This window comes from Arthrobacter sp. DMZ02-1R, assembly GCF_057747935.1.
This window is the reverse complement of sequence record NZ_CM173230.1, coordinates 142,785-157,096: the sequence shown is the minus strand read 5'-3', so window position 1 is coordinate 157,096 and position 14,312 is coordinate 142,785. Positions and strand designations below refer to the sequence as shown.

The following is a 14,312-nucleotide window of genomic DNA, read 5'->3' as shown; positions in this document are numbered from 1 at the left end:
TGTTTCTCTCTGGATCGGGGGTACGGCGGATGCGGTCAGGCCAGCGACAAGCTGCCGTAGGTGTCCAGAATCTGGCGGTTGGTCTCAGCCAGGTCGCGGTATGCCAGCCCGGGCTCGGAACAACGCTGTGCGCCCAGCGCGTTTCCATAGCGGGCTGCTGATACGAAGTCGTGGTGTTCGAGGTAGCCGAATGCCATCCCTGCGGCAAAGGAATCGCCGCATCCTGTCGTGTCAATGACTTCCCGGACCGGTACGGGCGGCACGAAGTCTTCCTGGAGGGCGCCGTCCCTGTCCAGCCGGTAGAGCACGCACCCCTTTTCGTCGAGTGTGATGCAGACGGCCTGGACTCCCCTGCGGAGGCAGTGTTCGGCAAAGCGTGGCATTTCCGCGACCGGAAGAGGAGCACCAAAGACCGATTCGCTCGACTCGAACCCGGCCGCGAACCAGCTGCACCCGGCCTCTTCAAGGTTCATCTTCAGCATGTCGACGTTGCCCAACCAGGCGTCCCGGTCCACCCAGAGACGCCGGACGCGTTCGCCGCGCAGGCTCAGAGCATTGGTCGGGCCATGGCCGTCGAGCAGGATCGCGCCGTTGCTGTTCTGCCTGATGTAAGCCAGAGTCTGGTTGCTGACCTCATAGTCCGTGATGGGCACGCACACGAAGGCGTCGGCATCCAGGACAAACCTTACGTCCTTGGGCAGGATGGGGCTCATGAATCCGGTTTGCCGTTCGATGCGGACGTTCTGGTCGACGTAGTCAAGTTCAACGATGTCGCCGCTGTCGGTTACGGAACGGAGGCCCGTCAGGTCCACGTTCGGGAGTCCCTTCAACAGGTTCTTGATGGGTTCCTCGTCCTCTCTCCGGACATGGACCACGGGGCAGATGCGGTCGCTGGTCGCCATCAATGCCGACAGCGCAGCAACGGTGTAGAGAACGCAGCCGTACTTGTCCAGGATTTCTCCGCGGTGTGTGGTGATGCGGTCGTGAGGTATCGGGCCGAGGACCGCGACAGTGCGATGGGAAGACATGATTGCTCCTTGGTGCTCTACGACAGCGGTGCGGGGGTGCGCACCACTGGGAATGCGGTTGAGGGAGGCCTTTTGATTCAAGCCAATGCCGGCTGCAGCGGGATGCCGTGCCCCTGCATTCGCAGTAACGCGTCGGATTGCAGCTCAGGTGATTCGCCTGGATGTCCTCGCCGGGAGCCTTCGACGCAGCTTGAGCATCCCCCACAGGGCCAGAATGACTGCCAGCAGACCCAGCGCCCAGCCCAGTGCGGGTTGGGCGGAGAGCTCCGCCGCCACAGTGATAACCAGCAGGACCAGCGGCTACTTGACGGATCCGGCGGTCAGCCCCCGGACGAAGAAGCGCTGGAGGGCGAAGAAGACGATCAACGGCACGATCATGGTGATGAACGATCCGGCGGCCACGCGCTGCCACCCTTGGCCGTACTGGCCCAGCAGGAGGTAGAGGCCCTGTGTGAGGACTGCATTGTCGCCGGACTGGATGAAGATGTAGGCGACGAGGAAGTCATTCCATACCCAGAGGAACTGGAAGATCGCGAAGGACGCCAGGGCAGGAACCGACATCGGTATGACGAGCCGCCAGAAGATCTGGTAGTGGCTGGCGCCGTCCACGCGTGCCGCCTCGATGAGCGTGTACGGCAGCGTGGACATGAAATTCCGCATGATGTAGATCGCCAGGGGAAGCGCGAAGGTCACGTGCACGATCCACGCGGCGGGGTACTGCCCGATGATCTGAATCCCGAGGTTCTGCTTGATCCACACGAACATCTGCAGGATGGGAATGAACGCGATCTGCGCAGGCACCACCATGAGGGCGAGCAGGGCCGCGAAGTACACCTCCTTGCCCTTGAACTTCAGGAAGGTGAAGGCGTAAGCCGCCATCGCTGCGAACAGGATCGGCAGCACGGTCGCAGGCACCGCGACCGCGAGCGAGTTGAAGAAGAACTGGCCCACGTTCATGCTCTGGAAGGCGTCGGCGAAGTTCGCCAATGTCCAGTTGGTGCCGAGCGGGTTGCCGAAAACGGTCCACCATCCGCTCGAGAGGGCGTCGTCCTTGGGCCGGAAACTCGTCACGAGCAACCCGATGATCGGGAAGACCCAGATGAGTGCGAGGACTCCGAGGGTGATCTTCACCCCGAGGTGGCGCTTCGCCCTCTCGGGGCGCGTGGGCGACGTCGTTGCCGCGCCATGGGTGCGGGTTCTGGTTGTAGTGCTCATCTGTTGGCCTCCTGCGTCCGGTAGCTGCGGACTTGGTAGACGATGACCGGGCTAATGGCGATCATCAGGACGACGACGACAGCGGCTGCCTTGCCGGGATTCTGGAAGCTGAAGAGCTCGTTGTAGAAGTCGACGGCGAGAACGCTCGTGTTGTATTGACCCCCGGTCATCGCGTAGACGATGTCGAAGAGCTTCATGACGGTGATCAGGATGGTCACGAAGACGGAGATGATCGATCCCCAGATCTGCGGGACGATGACCTGGAAGAACGCCTGCCGCTGGCTGGCCCCGTCCAGCACGGCCGCCTCGATGGTCTCCTCCGGGACGCCCTTGATCGCGGCGGAGAGCAGGACCATGGCGAAACCCGCGTTGAGCCAAACGACAATGACCATGAGGAGGAAGCTGTTGAGCCTGCCGGCGTCGATCGTGAGCCACGGCACGGGCGGCTGGTTGGTGACCGAGGTCCAGATCTGGTTAAGCAGGTAGACCTGCGGCTGGCCGGACGGAGCGTAGAAATAGATGAACCGCCAGATGGTGGCCGCCGCGACCGAGCTGACGACCATCGGCAGGAAGACTGTGGACTTGAAGACTTTCTCCAAACGGGGGCCGACGCGGTCCGCGAGTACCGCGACTAGGAGCCCGGCGGCGACTGTGAAGGCGGGGACTACGGCGACCCAGAGGAGGTTGTTCAGCAGGATTGAGAGGAAGTCCGAGTTGCTGAACAGCGAGATGTAGTTGGTGAGGCCAACGAAGGCGTCGGCCTCACCGCGGTGGGTTCCGGGAGTGGTGAAGCTTTGGATGAAGGTCCGCACGGCGGGGTAAAGCTGGAATCCGCCGATGAGGAGGATCACCGGGCCGATGAAGACGTAGGGCAGCAAGCGCTGCTTCCACCGGTCTCGTGTGCGCTCCACCAGGGCGTTTAGGGCCCAATAGAGGATAAGGGTGACGGCGAGCCCTCCGATAACGGAAAGCAACGCGCTGAGGATTGCCATGGTATTCCCCTGACGTCGTTGTGAGGTGTGAGACTCTTTGCGGGTGTGTGATTTTGGGATGGTGCGCGGCACCGGCGCCGGTATGGTGCCGGTGCCGCGCGGGGCGGCCCTGCGGTTCAAGGGCGCCGATGCGTCACTTGTTGGCCGGCCAGGACGCGTCGATCTGCTTGAACGCGTTGTCCATCGACGTCTGCCCGGCGAACCACTGCGTGAGGAACTTCCACATGGTTCCCGAGCCGACCTCTGCCGGCATCAGGTCATCGGCGCTGAAGCCGAACACCTTCGTGTCCTTCATGAGGCTTGCTGCCCGCGCCTGCAGATGGCTTGTGTACTTCGAGGGGTCGAAGTTGTTGTGCGGCGAGAGGAAGATGGCCTGGCCCGCGTAGCCGTTGGTGCCGAAGTCCTTGCCCACGAGGTAGTCGACGACCTTCTTCGTCGCATCGTCCTTGCTGAAAGCACCGACGAGATCGCCGCCGCCCTGCATGCTCACCGGCGTTCCCTCCGGGGAGGGAAGCTGGAAGAAGTCCACGTGGGCGAGGTTGCCGGCTTTGATTTCCGCCTTGATCGCGTCGGGGAAGAAGTCCGCGATGAACGAACCCTGGCGCATCATGAAGCACTGACTGTTGGCCTTGCCATCAACGAAGAGCTGATTGCCGGCCGTCTGGAAGCTCGTGGTCGCGATCGCTGCGCCGCCGCCGTTGACCTGCCCCTGTGTCATGAGCTCGTCTGCCAAGCGCTGGCCAGACTTCTTCACGATGTCGCTGTCGAACTTGAGCTTTCCTGCGATCCAGTCGTTGTAGGCGGAGAGGCCACCAAAGCGCAGCACGTACTCCTGCAGCCAGTCCGCGGCAGCCCATCCGGTTGCGGCGCCCGATTCAGCGCCCGCGCACCACGGATAGCCCAACCCGTCGGTCTTGATCTTCCGCTCAAGCGCCTTGAGCTCAGCGTCCGTCTTCGGGACCGCGAGTCCAGCCTTGGCGAACGCCGTCGGGTTGAACCAGACGAGCGACTTTACGTTGACCGAATACGGCAGCCCATACGTCTTTCCGTCGAACTTGGCGATGTCGCCCAAACCGTTCGCCTCGTCCGAAGTAACGGACTTCACGTCGATACCGAGGTCCTCGAGAGGGTACAGGTTCTTCACCTGGCTCTTGAGCACACCCGGCTGCGGGTAGATCGCAATATCCGGCGCATTACCAGCCGCCACCTTGGTGACGATCGCGGTCGCGAAGTCGGTCGCGCCGTCGTACTTGACCTTGATCCCGCTGGTCTTCGACCACTGGTCCAGGTCGGCCTGGAAGGCCTGGGCCTGGGCGTCCGTGAAAGCGCCCGTAATCGTGATCGTCTTGCCGGTGCCCGAGCCCTCGCCGGAACCGGATCCGGATCCGGCAGAGCATCCGGCAAGCGCGATGGCGGCGACAGCGAGGCTCGCGGTAACCACCTTGGTTTGCAGTTTCATATTCTTCCTTTCAGGTTTGGAGGAATCTCCAAAACGATTTGCAACTATTGCAGGCCCTGGCGCCCCGGCCTGGGTGCGCTCCGGGAGTTTCGTAGACATGGAGTCTCTCCTGTTCAGGGGGCCGATGGCCCGGGGGTCCGTTCCGACGCCCGGACCATCGGCTCACAACTTGGCTACTTGGCGGCTTCGATGGCCGACTGCATGTCGGCCACCGCCTGGTCGACCGTCTTCTCCCCCTTGAGGGCGGCGTAAGCGTTGTCCTCCACCGCCTTGGTTACGGCCGGGTAGAACGGCGTCACCGGGCGCGGGACGGCGTTCTCGATCGACGTCTTGAGGACCGGCAGGTAGGCGAGCTTGGACGTCAGGCTCGGGTCCGTGTACAGGGCGCCCAGGACAGGAGCCAGCGAGCCCTGTGTCGCGTAGAACTTCTCGGTTTCCTCACTCGTCATGAACTTCATGAAGTCCAGCGACGTGGCCTTGTTCTTGGAGTAAACGCTCATCGCCAGATTGTGACCGCCGAGGGACGAGGCGCCAGGGCCGGACTTGCCGGGAAGCGGGGAGATGCCGAACTTGTCGGCCACCTTGGAGGAACCGTCGGTCTTGCTCGCGATGTGTAGACATACGGCCAGTTGCGGAGGAACAGGAGCTTTCCGTCCTGGAAGGCGGTCCGCCTGTCCTCCTCCTTGTAGCCAGGGCCGAGGGGTAGAAGGGGCTCAGCCAGACGGCGTCAATCCTCAGCGCCTCCAGGTACGGGACTTTGGAGGTGATGCCCTTGATGTCGCCCAGGCCGTCGCCGTTCGCATCGGAGAAACTGCGCGGGTAGATCTGGTAGACAGCAGCCTGGCACCACCAGCTCGGGTCGGCGGCACCGTCAACCGTGGCGAGCTTGTCGAAAGCTTGTGTTGCGGACAAGGCGTTTCCTTCTCACTGTCAGGGCCGGAGATCATCCGCCGGACCCAAACGGGAACGTTGCCCGCGCGTCGACGCGCTTCGTCGACGCGTGTCAATAACCAATCGTAAGGAGAATACGAGAGAGTGTCAAGGGTCACATTTATTGTGCTGGGATCAGCTGTCGCGGGACGAACCGGTTTGGGCAGGCGCTCTGCCGGAGCTGCCCCGTTCAGTCAATTCAGGCTTTACCAGCTTCTGGAACGTGGCCGGATCCTCACCTCGAAGGCTCCGGACCAGATAGCTGACCGCCAGCCTGGCCAGCTCGCTGTGGTTCGGAGAAAAACCGGTCAAATTGGGATAGCTCGTCCGCGATCCATCCTCGCTGCTGTTCAGGCCTACCAACGACAAGTCCCGCGGGATGCGGAGCCCGTGCTCAGCAGCTGCCGCTGCGAAGCCCGGAACGGCCGGCTCATTGAACGTCAGTAGAGCGGTCATCCGGGGTGCCTTTTCCCGGATCGTGTCGAACGCGTTCCAGCCGCCATTGAACGTCGGGGACACGGTGAACACAGGCATCCGGACCCCCCTTGCCTCGGCGGCCGCCAGGACAGCGTCCTGCATTCTCACCATCGGTCCGTGACCGGCATCCAGTTCCTCCTGTGACCTCGTCAGATACGCCAAGTCCGTGTGGCCCAGTCCAAGGGCATACTCGAGAGCCATGTTGGCGGTGGCTTCGAAGTCCGCATCAACGAAAGCCTGTGACTGGAGGCCCCCGGTACGACCGATCGTGGTGAAGGGAAGATGCGCGTCCAGGAGGAACGACACCCGCTCGTCGACGGTTCGCACCTCCATCAGCACCACGCCCTCGACGATTCCCTGGCTGACGACCTTCCGCAACTCCTCGACGTCATTCGCACTGTAGGGCCAAAGCAGCAGGTGGTAGCCTTCGCTGCGGGCCTGCTCGGAGGCGGCTTGGATGTACTCGAAGTCGGTGAGGTTGAAACCAACCTCACCGATCGGAAAGATCAAGGCGATGATTCCCGTGCGTTTGCCGGCCAACCCCTGCGCCAGGGCGTTGGGAGTGTAATCAAGATCTTTCATCGCCCGCAGGACCTGTTGACGTGTCTGATCCGAAATCGGGCGTGTGCCGCTCAAAACGTAAGACACCGTGCTCCTGGAAACACCAGCAACACGGGCAACGTCCGCCATGGTGGCCAAGTGTGTCTCCTCCGGATCCGCGTCGGGCCAGGGGCCACCGGAGTCCTGCCCCCGAGCGAATTTCATCATCCCCCGAGCCAGCATATCGTGTGCGGTCTTGATTGGTGCAAGCCGGGCCGCTGTTTGCCCCGGTTCCCCGATTCTGGCTGCTCGGGGACAGTTCCGGTCGTCTCACACCTGTTCTTCGCCTTCAGGGCTCGGCTTTCCGCTTGAACGGTGACTGGGACCAGCAGGACGACTTGTTGTCCTGTTCGTCCGCTGACTGTCAGTGGACCCTGCGTCTCCGTAGCCATACGAATTCCAGCGGAGGGATGGTGAACCCGTCTAGGATGGGCACCGTCCGCCCCGTGAGGAGGTCGACGGGGTCGCTTGCGAATCCGGAGAGCGTAGCGGGGGCGATGGGCTGCGGCGTGTCCGCGAAATTCGCGAGGGCGAGGACGGCGCTATCTTCGCCGGGGCGCTGGTAGCCGAGCACGTGCCGGTTTTGCGTGTCGAACCCGATGAGCCGGTTCCCTGAGAACTCGGGCGTCTTCGTACGTACTTCGAGCAACTTCGTGAGTCCGGCAAAGATTTTTCCTGCAGGCGAGGTCCGGGCGTGACGGTGTTCGTAGCGCTCGGCGGAGTATCGTGGCCGGTGGACCCAACGGCTGTCTGCCTCATGACCGGGCTCCAACCCATAGTCGTAGTCGTTGAGTTGACCGACCTCGTCGCCGAGGTAGATGAGCGGAATGCCCCCCGTGCTGAGAGTGATCGAGTGGAGCAGAAGGATACGGCGGATCGCCTCGGGAGAACCGTCCTCGAGCCCGCACAGGGACGCCGTTGTGCCGGAGATCCGGCAGTCCCCGGTGCGTGGGTTGTCTTGGAACGCGACGCCGCGGCCGAAGCTTCCCGGGTGCCGGTTCGTGTAGAAAGAGTTGAGGAAGCGCCGGTGGTCGAAGCCGTTGATGCCCAGTTCTGCAGCGTCCTCGTCCGCGAAGGTCCAGCCGATGTCGTCATGGCTGCGCACGTAGTTCACCCATGCGGTGCCAGCCGGGAGATTGTGGCGGCGCTCGAGGGCCTGCGAGAGCAGCGACGTATCGCGGGTGGCAAGGGCCTCCCATCCAAGGGCCATCTCGAGCGGGTTATACGAGAGCTGGCATTCGGCCGGGTCAATGTACCCGACTATCTCGTCCGGATGCACGATGGCTTCGGACTTGAAAAGCAGCGCCGGCGCGGCGAGACGGCACACGGCATTGAACGCCCGCAGCAGCGCGTGGGCCTCGGGGAGGCTCTCGCAGGCGGTGCCGAGTTCCTTCCAGATGAACGCCACGGCATCCATACGCAGGATCTCCACGCCCTGGTTCGCGAGGAACAGCATCTCGCCGGCCATGGCGCGGAACACGGCCGGGTTCGAGTAGTTAAGGTCCCATTGAAAGGTGTGGAACGTGGCCCAGACCCAGCGACCGTCTGGCTGCTGCACGAACGAGCCGGGGTGGTCGTCGGGGAAGATCTCCCGGACGGTGCGTTCGTAGGCGTCCGGCATCGTGCGGTCAGGGAAGATCCAGTAGTAGTCGGCGAACTCGGGATCGCCTGCCGCGGCACGCCGGGCCCATTCGTGTTCATTCGAGGTGTGGTTGAAGATGAAGTCCACGACGAGGCTGACCCCGTTCGCCCGGAGTTCGGTCGAAACCTCGCGGAGGTCTTCCATCGTTCCGAGTTTGGGGTTTACCTGCCGGTAGCTTGAGACGGCGTACCCGCCGTCGGAGTTCGGCTCCGGGGCGAGAAACAGCGGCATGAGGTGGAGGTAGCTGAGCCCGAGCTCCGTGAAGTACGGGATCCGGGATCTGAGGCCGGCGAGATTCCCGGCGTAGCGGTCCACGTAGCAGACACCGCCGAGCATCTGCCGGGCCTGGAACCAGTCCGGATCCGCCTCGCGCCGGGCATCGAGCTCCTTCAGATCCGCGGGGCGGTCCTGCCAAGACACGGCGCATGCGATGACGAGGGACGCAAGTTGGTCGGTCCAGTCTTCCCGCGCGCCGTAAAGAGTACGGAAAAGCCTCTCAAGTTCCGGGAAGTATGTCTCGAACCGTCTGCCGAAATCCTCCCGCGCCGAACTGTCGCGTTGAAGTTCGGGAGCAGCCTCGAGGGCTTCAAGGACCCGCTGACGTGTTCCCTGCCTGTCGCCTATTCTGGTTCGCACAAGACCTCCTCCTCAGTCTTAAACTTCCAAACAATGTGAGCCGCGCCACGCGCACGTATACGTCCGCCGTAATACCGGTCGGTCCACGCCGTAAGCAGGTGGACCACTCTCCGAACCCAAAATGTCATTCCCGACCCCGCCAGGACCTCACGTCTCCGGACGTCGATATAGGGCGGCGTTTACCTGTCTTCGTTGACGTGAATGAGCCGCCACACCCCTGAGCGGGGGTCGAAGAAGAGATCCATGGTGCGAAGTTCAAATGTTGCACTGTTGCGCGCTTGCACATGCCAGCCCTCCAGAGCTGCGGTGCCGCTGCTCCCGGCGACGGTATCGGAGTTTTCCGGCTGTTTGCCGCGGTCGTCCCAATGACCAGCGGCGGCACCTGGATCGATAGCCCAGATGCAACCATAGAGGATCGCGAGGGGCACTTCTCTGGAGTCGAAGCGGATCTGCACTTCGGCGCTTGGGACGTTCTCGGTGTCCGTCGTGATGGTCGTCCTCCGGGTCTTGGGTCCTCCCGGGCCGTGCCCGGGTTTCTTCTTTTCGGTTGGGCCTGGGTGCGGTGTCGGGCATCCGTTTTTGTAGCGAGTGGCCAGGTGTTGCCCTTAAGGGATTCCAGCGGCCGTTGTTGCCATGCGGACAAGTTCGTGGTCGTGTCGACCGGCGCCAGGGACAAAGTCGTCCTTGCTCAGGACTGTCAGGCCGGAATCGGTGACTGTGTAGCCGCGCCAGCGGTCGTGGTCAGGATCTAGTCCGATGGTTGCTCCCGGTGGAACGCTGATGTTCTTGTCCAGGATTGCCCGCCGGACGAGCGCCCCTTTTCCGATGGTGACGTTATCCATCAGTACGGAGTCTGTGACCCTGGCGCCGGTAGAAACAAACACGTCGTGTGAAAGCACGGAGTTCTCCACTAGACCTCCGGAGATGATGACACCGCTGGAAATAATGGAGTCGACGGCTGTGCCATCCGTGCCGTCATCGCCGCGGACCAGCTTGGCCGGCGGTGACACGCTCTGGCGGGTGTAGATCGGCCAGTCCGAGTTGTAGAGGTTGAATACCGGTGTTGGCGAGATGAGATCCAGGTGGGCTTCGTAGTAGGAGTCGATGGTGCCGACGTCGCGCCAGTAGTTGCGGTCGCGGTCCGTGGCCCCGGGGACATGATTATCTGAAAAGTCATAGACGAACGCTTCCCCGCGTGAAACGAAATAGGGAATGATGTCACCGCCCATGTCGTATTTGGTGTCTTGCTGCATAGCGTCGTGCTCGAGTGCTTCGACCAAGGCGTCCGCATCGAAGACATAGTTGCCCATTGATGCCAGGAATTGAGAGGGGTCGGCGGCGAGTCCTTTGGTTGAGGACGGTTTCTCGACGAAGGCGGCGATCCTTTTGGGCGTGCCGGAGGCAACACCCTCGGCGTGTTCAGGGCGTTCGACTTCGATCACGCCGAACTGGCTGGCCATGGTCAGGGGTTGGCGCACGCCCGCCACCGTGGCTTTGGCTCCCGAGGCGATATGGCTTTGGACCATCTGCTCGAAGTCCATGCGGTAGACATGATCGGCGCCAACGACGACGACGATGTCAGGTTGGGCGTCATGGATGAGGTTCAAAGACTGGTAGATCGCGTTGGCGCTGCCCAGGAACCAGCTCTTGCTGAGTCGCTGCTGGGCCGGCACCGACGCGACGTAGTTGCCCAGTTGCGAGTGCATCCGCCACGTTTCGGAAATGTGGCGGTCCAGGCTGTGGGACTTGTACTGGGTGAGCACCACGATCTTGAAATAGCCGGAGTTCGTCAGGTTGGACAACGCAAAATCGATCAGCCGGTAGCTGCCCGCGAACGGAACCGCTGGTTTGGCGCGGTCCTCCGTCAGGGGCATGAGCCGCTTGCCCTCGCCGCCGGCCAGCACAATGGCCAGGACTTTCTGGACTTTCTGGACTTTCTTCTCAGCCATTATTGCTCCCTTGTGTTGGCGTTAACATGCTGATTCCGTGACGCTCTTCTTCATCGACCCCGGCCGGCGCCGGTCATGCGAGGGCCGGGGAAGCCACCCCCGCCGGGTGCATCCATCGGCGGGGGTGGCATGACAGATCGTCAGGCGTGGGCGATCAGGCCCAGTTCGGCCTTCGAGGCCAGGGAGGGGTGCTTCGGGAACACGCGGACGGTGTAGCCGAAGGATCCGGAGCGGTTGATCAGGATGGAGCCGGTGAACAAGTGGCGCCCGTTGCCGAGGTCCTCCGTTTCGGTCAGCTCGACCAGTGCCACGTCCTCGAGCGTGTCTCCGTCCTGGGCGCGGCCATACGCCACTTCGACCGACACGTCCTCGGGGGTCAGGGTGTGCAGGGCGATGTAGGCGTTGACCTGCAAGGTGTCGCCGATCTGCGGCTCCTCGGAGACTCCCACGGAGTCGACGTGTTCCACGATCAGCTGCGGCCAGGCGTTGCGGACCTTGGTGGTCCAGGCCGCCAGTTCCTTCGCTTCCTTGAACGAGGCCGTTCCCGCCTGCCTGCCGGCGACAGCCGCCGGGCGGTAGAGGGTGTTGACGTAGTCGTGGAGCATGCGGTCGGCCGAGACCGCGGGGCCGAGGTGGGCCAGGGTGTGCTTGATCATGGAGACCCAGTGCGTGGGGACGGCTTCCGGGCTGGACTGGGAGGGACCGGCCGCGCCGGCTTCCGCGGAGACCGTGGAGCCGTAGAAGCGCGGGGCCACCTGGGTTTCCAGGAGCTCGTAGAGGGCGGCGGCCTCGATGTCGTCGCGTTCGGAAGGGGAGGCGTCGTTGTTGGCGGTGGGGATCGCCCAGCCGTTCTCGCCGTCGTACATTTCATCCCACCAGCCGTCCAGGACGGACAGGTTCAGGGACCCGTTGATGGCCGCCTTCATGCCCGAGGTCCCGCAGGCCTCCAGGGGCCGCAGCGGGTTGTTCAGCCACACGTCGCAGCCCGGGAACAGGGTGCGGGCCATGGCGATGTCGTAGTTGGGCAGGAACACGATCCGGTGCCGGACGGCGGGATCGTCGGTGAACTTCACCAGGTCCTGGATCATCTTCTTGCCCGCGTCATCCGCCGGGTGGGATTTGCCGGCGATGACCAGCTGGATGGGGTGCTTGGGGTGCAGCAGCAGCGCCTTGAGGCGGGCGGGGTCCCGGAGCATGAGGGTGAGCCGCTTGTAGGTGGGCACGCGCCGGGCGAAGCCGATCGTCAGGACATCCGGGTCCAGCACGGTGTCCGTCCAGCCCAGTTCCGCATCCGCGGCGCCGCGCTTCTTCCACGAAGCCCTCAGGCGCGTCCGTACATCCTCCACCAAAGCGGAGCGCAACTCACGCCGCAGAGTCCACAGCTCCGCATCACTCACGTCGTAGATCTTGTCCCAACCGGTGGCATCCACATCACTGCTGCCAAAGTACTTTGCAGCCAGCCTGCTCATCTTCGGGTCGATCCAGGTGGGCACGTGCACGCCGTTGGTGACCGAGGTGATGGGGATTTCGGAGTGGTCAAAGCCCGGCCAGAGCCCGGAGAACATCTCCCGGGACACCACCCCGTGGAGCTTGGCCACGCCGTTGGCCCGCTGCGCCAGGCGCAGGCCCATCACGGCCATGTTGAACACCGCGGGGTTGCCGCCGTCGTAGTTCTCCCGGCCCAGTTCCAGGACCTTGTCCACCGGAACATCCGGGGCCAGGCCGGCGTCGAAGAAGTGCCTGATCTGCACGGCCTCGAACCGGTCGATCCCGGCAGGCACGGGGGTGTGGGTGGTGAACACCGTGGACGCACGCCCCGCGGCCAGGGCCTCGGACCACGTCAGCGGGGCCTCGGCGGACATGAGTTCCTGGATCCGTTCGACGCCCAGGAACCCGGCATGGCCCTCGTTGGTGTGGAACACCTCCGGAGCCGGGGTGCCCGTGAGGCGCTGGTAGACGCGCAGCGCCTTCACCCCGCCCATGCCCAGCAGCAGCTCCTGCTGCAGCCGGTGGTCACCGCCCCCGCCGTAGAGGCGGTCCGTGATCCCGCGCGCGGCGTCATCGTTTGCGGGCACGTTCGAGTCCAGCAGCAGAAGCGGAACGCGCCCGACGTCGGCCCGCCACACGTGCGCCCGCAACTTCCGGTCACCGGGCAGCGGCAGCGTGATCAGGGCCGGCGAACCGTCTTCCTCGCGCAGCAACGTCAGCGGCAGGCCGTCCGGGTCCAGCACCGGGTAGGTTTCCTGCTGCCAGGCGTCCCGCGAAAGGGACTGCTTGAAATAGCCCGCCTGGTAGAGCAGCCCGACGCCGATCAACGGCACGCCCAGGTCCGACGCGGCCTTCAGGTGGTCCCCGGCCAGGATCCCCAGGCCCCCGGAATACTGCGGAAGCACCTCCGTGATGCCGAACTCGGGCGAGAAATAGGCAATGCATGCCGGAGCGTCCGGACCCAGACCCTGGTACCAGCGCGGCTCGCTCAGATACCGGTCAAGGTCCGCAGCCGCGTGCTGGACACGCTCAACAACTGCAGCATCCGCTGCGAGCTCATGCAGTTCCTCGCGGCTGACCAGGCCCAGGAACGTCATGGGGTCATGCCTGCCCTGTTCCCAGGCCTCGGGATTCAGCGCGGAAAACAGTTCACGCGTCGGCAAATGCCAGGACCAACGCAGGTTCTTCGCCAACCGTGACAACGGGGCGATGGCTTCCGGCAGAACCGTCCGGACCGTGAACCGTCGAATCGCCTTCACTTCCGGCCACCCTCGCGTGACGTCGCGAGCTGGCGCTGGGATTGGGCAGGGGCTGTTGGGTTTTTCATGCTAATACCTCTGGAAAGTTGATGTGATTCATGGGGACACGCGAATGGATTACCGCCCGCCGGAGCGTGTCTAATCGACTGGGAACGGCCAGACGATTGGGGACTTGTGAAAAAGCCCGCAGCACGCGCCGGCTTTTTTCGATTACGCATGGGAAGTAGGCACACGCGCGGGGCGGCGCCCAGGCCAAAGAAGCCGTCTCGCTTCTGTTTGGCCTGAGTCAAAGGGGCCTGTGCCTCCGCTGCGGTTTGGATGAGCAGCCCACAACGGAAATGAACGAATCCACATGTCCTGCTCCTTTGCCACTGCACACGCGAATCGGAGACGATCCACCGGGGTTGTGGCGGTAGGGCTCTGGTCACAGGATGATCGACGCGCATTGTCGACGCGAGTCGATACCCGAGATTAGAACGCAGGTTTAGAATGTGTCAAATGTCACACCGGATGTTACGGGTCGGATCCGGCAGGAGAAAATCGAAGGCGTTCCCATGCGACGAAACAAAACCGGTTCTATTGACACGCGTTGTGACCCGTGCCATTCGTTCCCATGAACCTGCCAGCCAGTCCCAGA

9 protein-coding genes and 2 pseudogenes are annotated in these 14,312 nt (G+C 63.3%); all 11 read right to left on the bottom strand.

Annotation, left to right across the window (positions count from 1 at the left end):
- Positions 1-35: 35 nt before the first annotated feature.
- Positions 36-1,028 carry a carbohydrate kinase family protein gene (locus AC3ANQ_RS00710; RefSeq protein WP_488303336.1) on the bottom strand — a complete coding sequence of 331 codons (993 nt, stop codon included), beginning with the start codon at positions 1,026-1,028 and terminating at the stop codon, positions 36-38.
- A gap of 300 nt (positions 1,029-1,328) precedes the next feature.
- Positions 1,329-2,243, bottom strand: coding sequence for a carbohydrate ABC transporter permease (locus AC3ANQ_RS00705; protein ID WP_488303335.1), 915 nt, complete (start codon positions 2,241-2,243; stop codon positions 1,329-1,331).
- Complete coding sequence (locus tag AC3ANQ_RS00700) at positions 2,240-3,235, bottom strand: carbohydrate ABC transporter permease (RefSeq protein WP_488303334.1); 996 nt, start codon at positions 3,233-3,235, stop codon at positions 2,240-2,242. The genes AC3ANQ_RS00705 and AC3ANQ_RS00700 overlap by 4 nt, the downstream gene beginning before the upstream one ends.
- A gap of 133 nt (positions 3,236-3,368) precedes the next feature.
- Positions 3,369-4,694 (bottom strand): ABC transporter substrate-binding protein, encoded by a 1,326-nt coding sequence (locus AC3ANQ_RS00695; protein WP_488303333.1) that lies wholly within the window; start codon positions 4,692-4,694, stop codon positions 3,369-3,371.
- A 173-nt stretch (positions 4,695-4,867) separates the two neighbouring features.
- Positions 4,868-5,382, bottom strand: a pseudogene (locus AC3ANQ_RS00690) (extracellular solute-binding protein); the annotation flags it as partial.
- A pseudogene (locus AC3ANQ_RS00685) lies at positions 5,382-5,606 on the bottom strand (alpha-amylase family glycosyl hydrolase); the annotation flags it as partial. The pseudogenes AC3ANQ_RS00690 and AC3ANQ_RS00685, both read right to left, overlap by 1 nt.
- Positions 5,607-5,759: 153 nt before the next feature.
- On the bottom strand, positions 5,760-6,791 hold the full coding sequence (locus tag AC3ANQ_RS00680; protein ID WP_488305402.1) for a LacI family DNA-binding transcriptional regulator: 1,032 nt from the start codon (positions 6,789-6,791) through the stop codon (positions 5,760-5,762).
- A 274-nt stretch (positions 6,792-7,065) separates the two neighbouring features.
- Positions 7,066-8,979, bottom strand: coding sequence for an amylosucrase (locus AC3ANQ_RS00675; RefSeq protein ID WP_488303332.1), 1,914 nt, complete (start codon positions 8,977-8,979; stop codon positions 7,066-7,068).
- A gap of 179 nt (positions 8,980-9,158) precedes the next feature.
- Positions 9,159-9,434 (bottom strand): hypothetical protein, encoded by a 276-nt coding sequence (locus AC3ANQ_RS00670; protein ID WP_488303331.1) that lies wholly within the window; start codon positions 9,432-9,434, stop codon positions 9,159-9,161.
- A gap of 150 nt (positions 9,435-9,584) precedes the next feature.
- Positions 9,585-10,928 (bottom strand): glucose-1-phosphate adenylyltransferase, encoded by a 1,344-nt coding sequence (gene glgC / locus AC3ANQ_RS00665; protein ID WP_488303330.1) that lies wholly within the window; start codon positions 10,926-10,928, stop codon positions 9,585-9,587.
- A 140-nt stretch (positions 10,929-11,068) separates the two neighbouring features.
- The gene (gene glgP, locus AC3ANQ_RS00660) at positions 11,069-13,675 is read right to left on the bottom strand and encodes an alpha-glucan family phosphorylase (protein ID WP_488303329.1); all 2,607 of its coding nucleotides are present in this window, start codon (positions 13,673-13,675) and stop codon (positions 11,069-11,071) included.
- Positions 13,676-14,312: the final 637 nt, after the last annotated feature.